At 53.7% G+C, this 12,105-nt stretch carries 16 protein-coding genes; 5 read left to right on the top strand and 11 right to left on the bottom strand.

Features of this window, described 5'->3' with window-relative positions; genetic code table 11:
- Positions 1-2 precede the first annotated feature (2 nt).
- Positions 3-401: a tautomerase family protein gene (locus F3I21_RS10560; protein WP_132463383.1), complete on the top strand. Its 399-nt coding sequence runs from the start codon at positions 3-5 to the stop codon at positions 399-401.
- Between the two features lie 92 nt (positions 402-493).
- On the opposite strand, the gene F3I21_RS10555 is transcribed toward F3I21_RS10560, so the two are convergent.
- From F3I21_RS10555 to gcvA, 9 genes are all read right to left on the bottom strand, one after another.
- The gene (locus F3I21_RS10555) at positions 494-1,516 is read right to left on the bottom strand and encodes a C45 family peptidase (protein WP_150058852.1); all 1,023 of its coding nucleotides are present in this window, start codon (positions 1,514-1,516) and stop codon (positions 494-496) included.
- A 19-nt stretch (positions 1,517-1,535) separates the two neighbouring features.
- Positions 1,536-2,258: a glutamine ABC transporter ATP-binding protein GlnQ gene (glnQ, locus tag F3I21_RS10550; protein ID WP_058759243.1), complete on the bottom strand. Its 723-nt coding sequence runs from the start codon at positions 2,256-2,258 to the stop codon at positions 1,536-1,538.
- A gap of 2 nt (positions 2,259-2,260) precedes the next feature.
- A complete protein-coding gene (glnP, locus tag F3I21_RS10545; RefSeq protein WP_021508828.1) occupies positions 2,261-2,917 on the bottom strand; it encodes a glutamine ABC transporter permease GlnP in 657 nt (218 codons plus the stop codon).
- Positions 2,918-2,968: 51 nt separating this feature from the next.
- Positions 2,969-3,721: a glutamine ABC transporter substrate-binding protein GlnH gene (gene glnH, locus F3I21_RS10540; RefSeq protein ID WP_150058851.1), complete on the bottom strand. Its 753-nt coding sequence runs from the start codon at positions 3,719-3,721 to the stop codon at positions 2,969-2,971.
- 127 nt (positions 3,722-3,848) lie between these two features.
- Positions 3,849-4,403 carry a carboxymuconolactone decarboxylase family protein gene (locus F3I21_RS10535; RefSeq protein WP_176428143.1) on the bottom strand — a complete coding sequence of 185 codons (555 nt, stop codon included), beginning with the start codon at positions 4,401-4,403 and terminating at the stop codon, positions 3,849-3,851.
- The gene (locus F3I21_RS10530; protein ID WP_150058850.1) at positions 4,400-5,728 is read right to left on the bottom strand and encodes an aspartate aminotransferase family protein; all 1,329 of its coding nucleotides are present in this window, start codon (positions 5,726-5,728) and stop codon (positions 4,400-4,402) included. Before F3I21_RS10530 ends, F3I21_RS10535 begins: the two co-directional genes overlap by 4 nt.
- 127 nt (positions 5,729-5,855) lie before the next feature.
- Positions 5,856-6,713, bottom strand: coding sequence for a MurR/RpiR family transcriptional regulator (locus F3I21_RS10525; RefSeq protein WP_021508824.1), 858 nt, complete (start codon positions 6,711-6,713; stop codon positions 5,856-5,858).
- 198 nt (positions 6,714-6,911) lie between these two features.
- Complete coding sequence (locus F3I21_RS10520) at positions 6,912-7,541, bottom strand: LysE family translocator (protein ID WP_058776142.1); 630 nt, start codon at positions 7,539-7,541, stop codon at positions 6,912-6,914.
- A gap of 96 nt (positions 7,542-7,637) precedes the next feature.
- Complete coding sequence (gene gcvA, locus F3I21_RS10515; protein WP_104187642.1) at positions 7,638-8,522, bottom strand: transcriptional regulator GcvA; 885 nt, start codon at positions 8,520-8,522, stop codon at positions 7,638-7,640.
- Positions 8,523-8,791: 269 nt separating this feature from the next.
- Here gcvA and F3I21_RS10510 point away from each other — a divergent pair, with 269 nt between their 5' ends.
- From F3I21_RS10510 to F3I21_RS10495, 4 genes are read left to right on the top strand one after another with little or no spacing between them, the layout of a single operon-like run.
- On the top strand, positions 8,792-9,232 hold the full coding sequence (locus F3I21_RS10510; protein WP_150058849.1) for a VOC family protein: 441 nt from the start codon (positions 8,792-8,794) through the stop codon (positions 9,230-9,232).
- Between the two features lie 35 nt (positions 9,233-9,267).
- Positions 9,268-9,798, top strand: coding sequence for a GNAT family N-acetyltransferase (locus F3I21_RS10505; protein ID WP_104187793.1), 531 nt, complete (start codon positions 9,268-9,270; stop codon positions 9,796-9,798).
- Between the two features lie 47 nt (positions 9,799-9,845).
- The gene (locus F3I21_RS10500; protein WP_088517457.1) at positions 9,846-10,283 is read left to right on the top strand and encodes an acetyltransferase; all 438 of its coding nucleotides are present in this window, start codon (positions 9,846-9,848) and stop codon (positions 10,281-10,283) included.
- 25 nt (positions 10,284-10,308) lie between these two features.
- Positions 10,309-10,698: a GFA family protein gene (locus F3I21_RS10495; protein WP_150058848.1), complete on the top strand. Its 390-nt coding sequence runs from the start codon at positions 10,309-10,311 to the stop codon at positions 10,696-10,698.
- Positions 10,699-10,855: 157 nt separating this feature from the next.
- On the opposite strand, the gene F3I21_RS10490 is transcribed toward F3I21_RS10495, so the two are convergent.
- Together F3I21_RS10490 and F3I21_RS10485 are read right to left on the bottom strand one after the other, a co-directional pair.
- The gene (locus F3I21_RS10490; RefSeq protein WP_141495799.1) at positions 10,856-11,197 is read right to left on the bottom strand and encodes a DHCW motif cupin fold protein; all 342 of its coding nucleotides are present in this window, start codon (positions 11,195-11,197) and stop codon (positions 10,856-10,858) included.
- A gap of 65 nt (positions 11,198-11,262) precedes the next feature.
- On the bottom strand, positions 11,263-12,000 hold the full coding sequence (locus F3I21_RS10485) for a metallophosphoesterase (RefSeq protein ID WP_141495798.1): 738 nt from the start codon (positions 11,998-12,000) through the stop codon (positions 11,263-11,265).
- Positions 12,001-12,105 lie beyond the last annotated feature (105 nt).

Here is a 12,105-nt window from a genome sequence, read left to right as displayed (position 1 = left end):
TCATGCCTTTTACCCGCATCATACTGCGTCAGGGTTATAGCGACGCGCAATTAACGCAGATTTCCGACATCCTGCAACAGAGTCTGGAGGTCGAATTTGCCGTTCCACCCGGCGACCGCTTTCAGGTATTTGAAGAACTGCCGGCGCGGCTAAGGGTGTTTGATCGCCACTATAAAAGCCGCGGGCGTTCAGAGAATTTTGTTCAGTTCATGATTACTGCGGGCAAGCCGCGCAGCCGCGAACAGAAGCACAAGCTGTGTCGCAGATTGTGTCAGCAACTCTCGCAATCGCTGGATATCGATCCGCAGGATGTGATGGTGATTATTCAGTTTAACACCGTCGATGACTGGAGTTTCAGCGACGGATGTCTGATGTCCGAAGAAGCGCGTTTCCACGAGTAACATAGTCAGTATTGCTGGCAGCGCGGGTTAGCGCGCTGCCAGCAATCACTGTACGGCTTCAGTGATGGGCGGTGGAGATTAAAAATACCACCTCATTGACGACCAGCAGATTGCAAAGCGGCGCGCTGGCGGTCGCGCGTGAAGATCTGCCACGTCACCGCGTCGTCACTCAGGGTAAAAACAGCCGTGGCGAGGGTATTTTCCTCATCCGGATCCTGCGGCGACAGCCGGTAAATCGGCAATGCTGCATCCTGCTGATCCGATAAAATCGCCTTAGCCGCCGCGCCATCTACCGCCGTTTGCGTCGTCAGCCATGTCTCCAGACGCTGCTGGCGCGAGCCGGAACTGGCGGTGACCACCTGTTCGACGGCGGCAAGCTGCGGGTGAATAAGATGGTTAGCGTGCCCGAAAGGCGCAGTCAGTGGGATCACTGAACAGCCTGAGCCTGTCGCTTCAATACTGAACAGGCGGCTATCGCCCTGCTGCCCCAGCGTGTGGTGAAACGCGCCGGCGCGCGGCGTGGCGCTAAGTATGGCGATCGCTTCATCCAGCGTGGTCGCGTTCAGCGACGCGCGGGCAATGATCTGGCGCGGCACGCCATCCGGACGATGCTGTGCGCGAATGTTATTGACGGTGTTAACGATGCCCTTTTCATTAACGGCAAAAGTGTGACCGCAAAGTGATGCCGGATAGGCGAAGCTGGTGAACGCGAGCCCGTCATCGGGGGTCACGGTGACCAGCGCACAGTCGTCACGCAGCTGGGGAAAGCCATCTTCGTTGTGCGCAATGATCAACTCCCCGCTGGCACTTTTTCCCGCCACCGTGGTGCAGCCATCCGAAGTAGAACGCACCAGATCGCCCCGGCAGTTCCACGCAAACACCTCGTCAATCGGTACCTGTAATCCTTCAGCCAGTCCTTCCAGCTCCTGCCAGATCAGCGGAAACTGGCGCTGGACCCGCGCGCGCATATTGCGGATTTGCTGCGTATCTTTCATGGCGGTGACCGTTTGCCAGAGACGGGTATGCGTGAGTTTGTTATGCCAGGCATCACGGCCAAAGTCACCGAGTTGCTGACCAATAACAAAAGCCGAACCACGGAAGTCGAGTTTTTTCATAGCGTTATTTCACTTCATTTCAGGATACATGTTGCAGAAATTCTTTCAGACGCGGATTACGGCTGGCAGTCAGCAGCATATCAGGTGGCCCATCTTCGGCAATGGTACCGCCATCAATAAAGATCAGCCGCGAAGCCACATCGCGGGCAAAGCCAATCTCATGCGTCACAATCACCATGGTCATGCCCTCTTCAGCCAGCGAGCGCATCACTTTCAGCACTTCATGACGTAACTCCGGATCCAGCGCGGAGGTTGGCTCATCGAACAGCATCATTTTCGGCCTGACGGCCAGTGCCCGGGCAATCGCCACGCGTTGCTGCTGGCCCCCGGAAAGTTCAGACGGATAGTGGCTGGCGCGATCGCGCAAGCCAACGCGCTCCAGCAGCGCCAGCGCCTGCTCGCGCGCCGCGGCTTTCGTTTGATGACGCACGCGAATCGGGCCGAACATCACGTTCTCCAGTGCAGTCAGATGCGGGAACAGGTGAAACTGCTGAAACACCATGCCGGCTTCGCGGCGGATATCACATTCATTCGCATGCGGGTCGGTGATGTGCATTCCGGCGACCAGCAGCGTTCCGGATGAAATCTCTTCCAGTTTGTTGATGCAGCGTAATAGCGTTGATTTACCCGAGCCTGAAGGGCCAATAATCACCACCACCTCGCCGGACTCAATTTTTAAATTGATATTATGCAGGACCTGCGTGGCGCCGAAATTTTTCGACACTGCGTTAAATTCAACCATGCTCATAAAATATGGATCCTTTTTTCCAGCTGCTTCAGTAAAAAGCTCAGGCATAACGTCACCAGCAGATAAATCATGGCGACCGCCGTCCACACTTCCAGCGCACGGAAATTACCCGCAATGATCTCCTGCCCCTGACGCGTCAGTTCTGCCACGCCAATCACAATAAACAGTGAGGTATCTTTAATACTGATAATCCACTGGTTACCCAAAGCCGGAATCATGCGGCGTAACGCTAAAGGCATAATGACATACCACAGCGTACTGCGCTGCGATAAGCCCATCGCCAGACTCGCTTCTTTAAAGCCTTTATTGATTGAGAGGATCGCGCCCCGGGTAATTTCAGCAATGTAGGCACCGGAGTTAATCACAATGGTCACGATCGCGGCGGTAACGGGATCAATTCTTATCGGCAACACCATCGGCAGTGCAAAATAGATAAACATTACCTGCACCATGATGGGCGTACCGCGAATAAGCTCGACAAAAATAAGTGACAGCGTTTTGGCGATTTTTCCGCCCAGAGCACGGCAGGTTCCCGCCAGTAAGCCAATAATAAAACCGCCCAGCAGACCTGACAGCGAAATAATCAAGGTCAGCTGCAGACCCTGCAGCAGTAGCGGCAGAGATTCCCAAATATATTTACTGTCAAAATTCATAATTTAACCTGTAAACGCTAAACAAGGCCGGAGAGCTCCGGCCTGGCAGGATTATTTCGGCTGCTTAGCAAACCATTTCATGTAAATTTTGCTGTAAGTCCCATCCGCGCGCAGGGCCTGCAGCGCGGCGTTGATCTTAGGCGTCAGGCTGCTGTTTTTCTGCATGGCAAAGCCATACTGCTGCGGCAGAATCGTGTCGTTTTCACCGCTGGCTTTCACTTTGCCATCGCCCGCCGTTTTCACGTAGTACAGCACATTGGGCGAGTCGTGGACCACCGCATCAAGGTTGCCGGCCTGCAGATCCAGATAGGCGTGGTCGATATTAGGAAACTCAACATAATTTGCCTTGTATTTACTTTTCATAAAGCTGGCTGCGGCCGTGCCCTGTTTCAGGCCCACTTTCTTGCCGGTTAAATCGCTGAATTTTTTAATGCTGTTATCATCGCTTTTGACAGCCATTAATAAGTCGGCGTCATAATAACCGTTGCTGAAATCCACCACCTGCTTACGCGCATCGGTAATAGTAATGCCTGCCATCGCGACATCCAGATTCCGTGATTGCAGCCCCGGAATCAGGCCACCAAAGTCCATTGGGTGTAATTCATAGCTGACATGCATTTTCTTCGCGATGGCATCCCATAAATCAATGTCAAAGCCGACGTATTTATCACCTTGCTTAAATTCGAAAGGAACAAAAGCCGTATCAACCCCGACAGTTAATTTATCCTGCGCCGCAGCGATAAAACTGGCGGAACAGGCAACCAATGCCAGTGTAACCTTTAGTTTATTTAAAAATGCAGACATAATAACCCTCAGCGTCAGTAATGTAGCGTGCAATGATCGTCATCCAGCGAAATAATCCGGCGGACATGGTCAAAGAAGGTGGTTAATATAATGGGCGCATCAGGTACGCCCGGAGTAATGCGACAACTTATGCAGGAAGCAAGTGATCCTGCGTAAAGGGTACCGGCGTCTGTGCGCCGTTCATGATCATCGAGAGAAAACTGTAATAGCCGTTAATGCCTATCAAATCCACCACGCCCTTCTCGCCCCATAATTCGATGGCTTGCTGCCAGGTGGCATCACTGATTTTCTGTTGCTGATGTAACTGCTGGCAAAACTGATAAATCACCCACTCATCAGGCTGCAAATCCGCGGGCTGACGTTTTTCATTGATGGCCTGCACCGCTGCAGCAGAAATCCCCTTTTCGCGCGCTATCGGCGCATGGATTGCCCACTCTACCGGCTGTGACCAGTGCCTTGCCGTCATTAAAATCGCCAGTTCCGATAACCGCTGGCCCAGCGCACTGCGATAGCGCAGATATTCCCCCATACGCTGTGCATGTGCCATTAACTCGGGGCTGCGCAGCAGCGGCTCAAACGGGGGCAGCAGCGCGCCGCGCGGCCCGTTGATAATCTCTTCCGCGAGCGGACGTTGCTGCTCATCCCAGTCCTGCTCTGCCAGCGGCGGTAATCGGTTAATCATAATTTGCCGGTCTCTTCACGTATCACGGTGTTCAGCGTATCCACGACAAAATCCAGTTGTTGCGGGGTGACGATAAACGGTGGGGCAATTAAAATATGGTCGCCATATTGCCCGTCCAGCGTGCCGCCCATCGGATAGACCAGCAAACCGCGCGCCATACAGTTGGCCTTGATGGCTGCGTGAAGTTTCATCGCCGGATCGAACGGGGTTTTTGTGGCTTTATCACGCACCAGCTCCACACCGGCAAACAGGCCGCGGCCGCGCGTATCACCCACGTGCGGTAACTCCCCCAGCACGTCGCGAAGCGCCTTGTGCAGATAAGCGCCCTGCTGCTGAACCGCCTCCAGCAGATGGTCGCGCTCAATCACCTGCTGTACTGCTAACGCCGCCGCAGCGGCTGTCGCATGACAAATATAAGTGTGTCCATGCTGGAACAGACCGCTGCCAGCCTGCAGCGCAGACACGATCTTCTCACTGGCCAGCACCGCGCCGATGGGTTGATAACCGCCACCCAGTCCTTTGGCGATGGTGACCAAATCAGGTACCACGCCATCCTGTTCGAACGCGTGCAGTGTGCCGGTACGCCCCATTCCGCACATCACCTCATCGGCGATAAACAAAATGTCGTACTTTTCGCACAGGCGACGTACACCCTGCAGATAGCCCGGCGTCGGCGGCGTGGCACCGCTGGTCGCACCGACCACCGTCTCCGCGCAGAAGCCAATAATCGTTTCCGGGCCCGCATCGACAATCGCCTGCTCCAGCTCGCTCAATAGCCGCTGGGTATACTGCTGCTGGGTTTCATCGGCACGGCGATCGCGATACTCATTGCAGGCGGAAACGCGAATCACGTCGATTAACAGGGGTGCGAACTGACGCCGGCGCCATTCGTTGCCACCCACCGCCAGCGCGCCCAGCGTATTGCCGTGGTAGCTCTGTTTGCGGGCGATGAAACGGGTACGCGCGGGCTGTCCGATCTCAACAAAGTATTGCCGGGCCAGTTTCAGCGCGGTTTCCACCGCCTCAGAACCGCCCGATACGAAATAGGCATAGTTAAGATCGCCCGGTGCGGTGCGCGTTAACTGTTCGGCGAGCTGTTCAACGGTATCGCTGGTGAAGAAATTGGTATGCGCATAAGCCAGTTGATCGATTTGACGATGCATAGCTGCGAGGACGTCAGGATGGGCGTGGCCCAGGCAGGAAACGGCGGCGCCACCGCAGGCATCAAGATACTGCTTTCCCTGTGCATCAAAAATGTAGGCCCCGTGTGCGCGCGTGGCCACGGCGGGCACGCTGCGCAGACTGCGGTGAATGATACGGCTCATGCTGGTCCTGCTCCTGAATACGCTTCGTTGTTGAAACGTATCTTGCAGGATCCATTTGAATCACGTCAACGCAATAATGATTCAATCGCATTCAATATTCTTATGACAGATACAAATGAATCATCTGTCAGGATTTGCCGGCATGCACGTAAGCGCCGGAATCGATTAAATAGCGTTCGGCATTTTCAATTTTACTGACCGCATCACGTCCATGACGGGCCACCAGCATCGCCAGCAGACACTCTGCCAGGCCCATGCCAGAGACGACAGACGGGAAGAACGATGGGCTGTCCAGTGAAAACCGGAGCGAGCAATCAGCGGCCTGCGCCAGCGGCGAGACCGGTGAGTCGGTGATGGCGATGATCTTTGCACCCGCCTGCTGCGCTGCGCGCAGTACATCAAGTGATTCGCGTGAATAAGGGGCAAAGCTGGTAAGCAACAGGCAATCCGCGGCGGTCAGTTCACGCGTGAAAACTTCGATGTTGCTCGCCAGACCATCCACCAGTGACACCTGACGATTGAACAACCGATACACATAAAATAATGACCAGGCGATCGGAAAGCTGGCGCGGAAGCCGCAGATGTAAACATTGTCAGCCGCATCGAGTAAGGTCACGGCCTGTTCCATTGCCTGGCGGTTTTCCTCCTGCGTAAAGGCCAGGTTGGTCTGGTGGGCCTGGAACATCGCATCATACAGCTGCGGCTGCGTGCCGGCGGCCACAAGCTTTTCCGCTTTCGAGACATAGGTATCATTGCGCAGGCCGATATCATCGATGAATGCGTCTTTGAGTTCACTCCAGCCGTTATAGCCCAGCCGTTTCGCCAGACGTAGCAACGTTGCCGGTTTCACCCCGGCCTGCTGCGCAAAGGTGCGCATGGATTGCACCACCAGTTGATTGGCATTCTGCAGTGAGAATTCGGCAGCCCGCTGTAGTTCTGGCGATAATTCACTGAACTCGCGGACGATAGTTTCCTTTAGATTCATGGCAACGATTCACAGGCTTTGACGTTCAGGTATCTAAACACATTTGAGATCAAGACTCTAGGCGCGGTTATCACACCGGAGTGACGGCCTGAAGCAGGGCGCGATGCGTTGCGCCGCGACAACCAGGCTGCTCATGGTGGTTTACTTAACTGAGCGGCCTGTTGCTATGGAGGGCGAACCTGAGGTTAAAAATTTACTTTATTGACGACTCAACACCAGTTTCAGTCCGGCAATGGCAAAACAGCAGGCTAATAGCGCATCTAATCCCCGGCGGATACGACGGTAAAACGCGTTCATTGCTGCGGTGGAAAATATCAGCGCATAGCCGCAAAATACTGCGACGCAAATCGCCGCACAGCCGAGAATAATCAGCGGTAAGGTCGAGGCTGCAGCGTCCGGTTTGAGCGCGACGGACATGATCGCGACCCAGGTTAAAATGGCTTTCGGATTACCGACGTGCATCAAAATTCCCTGACGAAATAACGCGCCATACGCAACACGGTGATCGCTGATAACGGTTTTATCGGCAGCAGTGCGGGTTAACGCAGATTTACCGGCTTTGTATGACAGCCACAACAGATATAACCCGCCGCCGATTTTCAACACCAGCAGCAATTGGGCAAACGTCGCCAAAACGGTTAATACCCCGCAGGCCGCCAGCAGCGCCCACAGCATTGAGCCGCCAATTACCCCGCCCGCAAGCGCTAAGGCGGCACCGCGCCCTTTATTCATCGCCGTTCCCATAATCGCCATATTACTCGGACCAGGGCTGGCCGTTGCCACAAAATAAGTGGTGTAGATCAGCATTAATTCGTGTGAAAGCGCCATGATATCCTCTGCAGGTGAAATATCCTGAACCTGTTATATCGGCTTGCTCAGAAATTTACTATGTCTTGTTGATATGAAGAAATGCCGGACGCTGTTCTATTCTGTGGACTGCTGCATGAGCCAGGCTCTTACTTTTACCACGGCAGAACGCAGCAGCGCTTCGTGGGGCGTAATAAGCCAGTACGCGTGTCCGGTATTCAGCGTATTTGGAAACGGTGCCACCACTTCACCGGATGCCAGGTTGGCCTGAACAAATCGCCTGCGCATCAGCGCTACGCCCATGCCGGCTAGCATCGCCAGCCACGCCCCGCTGCCATCGCTATACAAGGGCCCTTTACCGGAATCAATATGCCCGACACCGGCTTCAGCGAGCCAGCGCTGCCAGTCTTCCCGGTGCATATCATGGAGTAACGTGACGCGATCGAGTGCGGTCAGTGCCGGCGGTTCCCCCAGTTGCTGCGCCACAGCAGGAATGCAGACTGCAAGGTAGTCGTCGTCGATCAACTTCTCACTCACGCAACCCTCACAGAAACCGTTGCCATGCCGTACGGCCAGGTCGATACCATCCGTGGCGAAAGACTGGATGCGGGAAGTGGCGCTGATACGCAGGTCGATATCCGGACAGGCACGTTCAAAATCAGCCAGCCGCGGCAGTAACCAGTGGGTCGCAAATCCGGTGGTGCAGGCCAGCGTGATGGTATTTTTTTGTATCTCCTGCACCAGCGTTTCAGTGGCTTCACGTATCAGGCTGAAAGCTGAAGCAATCGAGTAGTAATAGCCCTGACCGGATGCCGTCAGCGCCAGCTTGCGTCCATTTCGCTGAAACAGGGGCAGGCCCAGTTGCCGTTCCAGTTCCCTGATGTGCAGGCTGATCGCGCCGGGCGTGACGTGCAACTCCTGGCCTGCAAGGGTCATGCTGAGGTGCCGGGCAACGGATTCGAACGCCTTCAGGGCGTTAAGAGAAGGCAGGCTATTTCGCATTGTTTAGTTTTCCTAAAAAACAGGCGGAAATTAAATCGTTTTTATTTCCGCTCCGTCAACGTTATTAATAGGCATATAGCACGCGTTGCCGTGTCGTTTTTATCTTAAAACTGTTGAGTTATATTGAAATTTTAAGAGAGAGTACCGTTTCACGCACCACGCCTCCACACGGAAAAATGAGCAGCGACCAAGCCCTTTATGGCAATTAACCTTAACCAGGCTTGAGTTTTTGTCGTGTCGGGGAGGCAATAAATGGAGACAGGATGCAGATGAAGGATATCGATGTTGGATTTACCCACGTTGCGTTTATGGTAAGGGATCTGGAGAAGAGCATGGATTTCTACCGCCGCTATGCAAGAATGAAGGTGATACACACCCGTGAACCTGACGTCCCGGCTGCCCGCAAGGTGGCATGGCTGAGCGATCATACCCGCCCTTTCGCGCTGGTTCTGGTGCAGGCGGATGACGTGTCAGATACGCCACTGGGTAAATTTGGACACTTAGGCATTGCCTGTGCGTCACGCGAAGAGATCGATCGTAAAACAGCGATGGCCGTCGCCGAAGGCGTGTTACGCAAAGCCCCCGAAGAGGCTGGCGAACCGGTGGGATATTACGTATTTTTTGCCGATCCTGATGGCAATACGCTGGAGCTGTCTTTCGGGCAGCGCGTCGGGCTTGAAGCGATACGCACCGCTCCCGGTTTACTTTAACTCGCCTGCACGCAGGCAGCGGAGAACATATGGCACTGACGTTGCCGATTTATACTCAACGCCTGGTGTTACGCAAGCTGGCATTGGCTGATTTGCCGCATCTGTCGCGCTATCGCAATCTGCCAGACGTTGCTCGTTATCAGAGCTGGGAAGAATTTACCCGGCAGGACGCTGAGAAATTATATGCGCAGCAGGATGCGCTGCCATTCAACAGCGATAACACCTGGTTTCAGTTTGCCGTAGCACATCAGGAAGACGACCGGCTGATAGGGGACATCGGAATTCATTTTTTTGATGAAGGAAGACAAGCTGAACTCGGCATGACATTTGATGCCGGATATCAGAAACAGGGTTTTGCGCTTGAAGCAATGAGTGCCATCGTTACTCTGCTTTTCACGCAGTTTGCAAAACACCGTCTTACAGCCGTAGTAGACACACGTAATATTCGCGCCATAAACCTGCTGGAAAAGCTGAATTTTCGCCGTGAAGCGCACTACCGGCAGAATATTTTTTTCAAAGGGATGTGGGGCGATGAATATCTTTATGCGCGGCTGGCCAGCGATTAGCGCAGGCATTGCGTTAAGCCATCGCGTTGGCATGTTAAGGAGGCATAGTGACAATTAGCGAAGTAAGCAAGGAAGAGTATCACTTACTGATTCAGGTCTGGGAGGCTGCCGTCCGGGCAACGCATCATTTCCTGAATGAACAGGATATCCTGCGGCTTAGACAGCTTATTCTGGAAAATTATTTTGATGCTGTTGTTTTAAGAAAAGTGAGCGATGAAAACCATGACATTGTCGGATTCATCGGCGTGCAGGATGAGAATATCGAGATGCTTTTCGTCTCGCCCGCTCATCACAAAAAAGGGATCGGTGCACGGTTAGTCCATTACGCTATCCGTCATCTTTCAGCGAAGAAAGTGGACGTTAACGAACAAAATACCGCTGCGCTCGGGTTTTATCAGCATCTGGGCTTTCAGGTGACTGGACGGTCTTCCGTTGATGGTGAGGGGAAACCGTTTCCCCTCCTCCATCTGAAGCTGATGCAATAATCCGGCACAGGAATCAGGAGAAAAAATGAACGGAAGTTGTCTCTGTAAACGTGTGCGCTACGAATGCGATCGCCTGGCGGGCAGCATTACGCATTGCTGCTGTCATACCTGCAGGAAAGCGCACGCCGCCGCTTATACCTCCACAGCGCGCGTGCGGCGTGAGGATTTCAGGTGGACCCAGGGAGAAAAATTTCTGACGGCATTTAATTCTTCCCCGGATAAGTTGCGTTATTTCTGTTCAGTCTGCGGATCTCATCTGATGGCTGAAAGACCTCATCAGAGCCACGTGATTCTGCGTGTGGCCACGCTGGACGACGATCCCGCTCAGACGCCGGTTTCCTATATCTGGTGCTCGCACACCGTGCCGTGGCTAACAGAACGCGACGATGTGCCTCATTATGAGGCTGAAGGTTGACCCGTTAATGCAATGGCGTTATGAACGCGGTTTATTTCACTTTACGTAGCGCTATTAACCGTGGCTGTGCTGCAATAAAAAAACATTTCCCGGAAGGCTGACATATATGTCAGCCTTCCTTTAAAAAACGACAGAACACCACCACTGCGCACGTTGCTCAGTCGACAATAAAAAGTTTTGCACCAGAGGTAGTTCTGGATTGATGCCGCTCCGCATTATCTCCCACCTGATAACTCATGCCGGCGTGCAAGGTAAATGTGCGTCCGTCTTCCAGCAACGTTTCCAGTTCTCCCTCCAGACAAAAAAGAATGTGTCCTTTGTGGCACCAGTGATCGGCGAGATAACCGGCAGAATATTCAACCATACGCACGCGCATTTTATCGGGCCCGTTGCCGAAGAACTGCGTCCGCCAGTAAGCCATACCGGTTTCCCCGGCATGCTCGGTTCTTTCGACTTCATGCCAGTTGGTAGTAGTAAAAGAAAACGCATCCATTTTCATGCTATTGCCCTCGACTGGCAAAAGAACTGTCTTGATTGGATTAAGGAAATGACGTGGTTTTTACTTTATACAGAAACATGATGACTGGTCAAAACGCCGCGGGCGAAACGGTGCACCATCAGTGCCGGTGGATCATTCACCGGAGGAACCTGCTGGCTGCCGAACCACAGCGGGTTCGCCGGGCAAATTGAGCCACAAATATAAGCCGGAACCCCTGCAAACATGCCTGCTGCGGGCCGGTGCACATGCCCGGCTGCAATAGCCAGTATTCTGGCCCGGTTGCGTCTGAGGATCGACTCAAGCTTATCAAGCCCGCGACACATTGATTCATCCAGCGTCGGTATGCCCGATGCGATAACCGGATGATGCAGAAAAAGCAGCGCTGGCAGTCCATGCGTATCGCTGAGTTGTCTTTCCAGCCATTCCAGATGCTCCCCGACGCTGCCAAAATTCTGTTTATTCACCGTGGAGTCCAGCCCCAGCATACGCAAACCGCCCATATCCTGAACAAAATGCAGCGCGTCTGCCGGGGTGTTTTTCGCCCAGTGATTTTCATGCCATGTCGTTTGCATGAGTCGTCGATCATCGGCGTTGCCCGGCAATATAAATGTAGGGTAATGCTGCTGGCGCAGTTGCTCAGCTATCTGCCAGTAACCCTGCCGCCACTCGCCATCAACAAGATCGCCCGTTAACACTAGCGCATCCGGTTGCACATGGGTGAGCCACGCCAGCGACCGCGCCAGGCGCAGCAGGTGATCATTGTCCGGTGCGGCATGGATGTCTGAAATCTGAGCGATTAACATAATGTCTCCGGAAATAAACAAGCGAACCAACAGGGCCGTCTGGCAGCATAGCACCCGCACCGTCACGCGACGCTGGCTGCGCGCCGCATTAAAATTCAGTATTAT

The sequence above is a fragment of the Pantoea sp. B_9 genome (genome assembly GCF_008632015.1).
Taxonomy (GTDB): Bacteria; Pseudomonadota; Gammaproteobacteria; order Enterobacterales; family Enterobacteriaceae; genus Pantoea; species Pantoea dispersa.
Note: the sequence above shows the minus strand (reverse complement) of the source record. Positions and strands in the feature narration are given on the sequence as shown.

What these genes read in the sequence shown, in the direction of transcription:
- F3I21_RS10560 (WP_132463383.1), top strand. Translation starts at nt 3, where the DNA reads ATGCCTTTTACCCGCATCATACTGCGTCAGGGTTATAGCGACGCGCAA.
- F3I21_RS10555 (WP_150058852.1), bottom strand. Translation starts at nt 1,516, where the DNA reads ATGAAAAAACTCGACTTCCGTGGTTCGGCTTTTGTTATTGGTCAGCAA.
- glnQ (WP_058759243.1), bottom strand. Translation starts at nt 2,258, where the DNA reads ATGGTTGAATTTAACGCAGTGTCGAAAAATTTCGGCGCCACGCAGGTC.
- glnP (WP_021508828.1), bottom strand. Translation starts at nt 2,917, where the DNA reads ATGAATTTTGACAGTAAATATATTTGGGAATCTCTGCCGCTACTGCTG.
- glnH (WP_150058851.1), bottom strand. Translation starts at nt 3,721, where the DNA reads ATGTCTGCATTTTTAAATAAACTAAAGGTTACACTGGCATTGGTTGCC.
- F3I21_RS10535 (WP_176428143.1), bottom strand. Translation starts at nt 4,403, where the DNA reads ATGATTAACCGATTACCGCCGCTGGCAGAGCAGGACTGGGATGAGCAG.
- F3I21_RS10530 (WP_150058850.1), bottom strand. Translation starts at nt 5,728, where the DNA reads ATGAGCCGTATCATTCACCGCAGTCTGCGCAGCGTGCCCGCCGTGGCC.
- F3I21_RS10525 (WP_021508824.1), bottom strand. Translation starts at nt 6,713, where the DNA reads ATGAATCTAAAGGAAACTATCGTCCGCGAGTTCAGTGAATTATCGCCA.
- F3I21_RS10520 (WP_058776142.1), bottom strand. Translation starts at nt 7,541, where the DNA reads ATGGCGCTTTCACACGAATTAATGCTGATCTACACCACTTATTTTGTG.
- gcvA (WP_104187642.1), bottom strand. Translation starts at nt 8,522, where the DNA reads ATGCGAAATAGCCTGCCTTCTCTTAACGCCCTGAAGGCGTTCGAATCC.
- F3I21_RS10510 (WP_150058849.1), top strand. Translation starts at nt 8,792, where the DNA reads ATGAAGGATATCGATGTTGGATTTACCCACGTTGCGTTTATGGTAAGG.
- F3I21_RS10495 (WP_150058848.1), top strand. Translation starts at nt 10,309, where the DNA reads ATGAACGGAAGTTGTCTCTGTAAACGTGTGCGCTACGAATGCGATCGC.
- F3I21_RS10490 (WP_141495799.1), bottom strand. Translation starts at nt 11,197, where the DNA reads ATGAAAATGGATGCGTTTTCTTTTACTACTACCAACTGGCATGAAGTC.
- F3I21_RS10485 (WP_141495798.1), bottom strand. Translation starts at nt 12,000, where the DNA reads ATGTTAATCGCTCAGATTTCAGACATCCATGCCGCACCGGACAATGAT.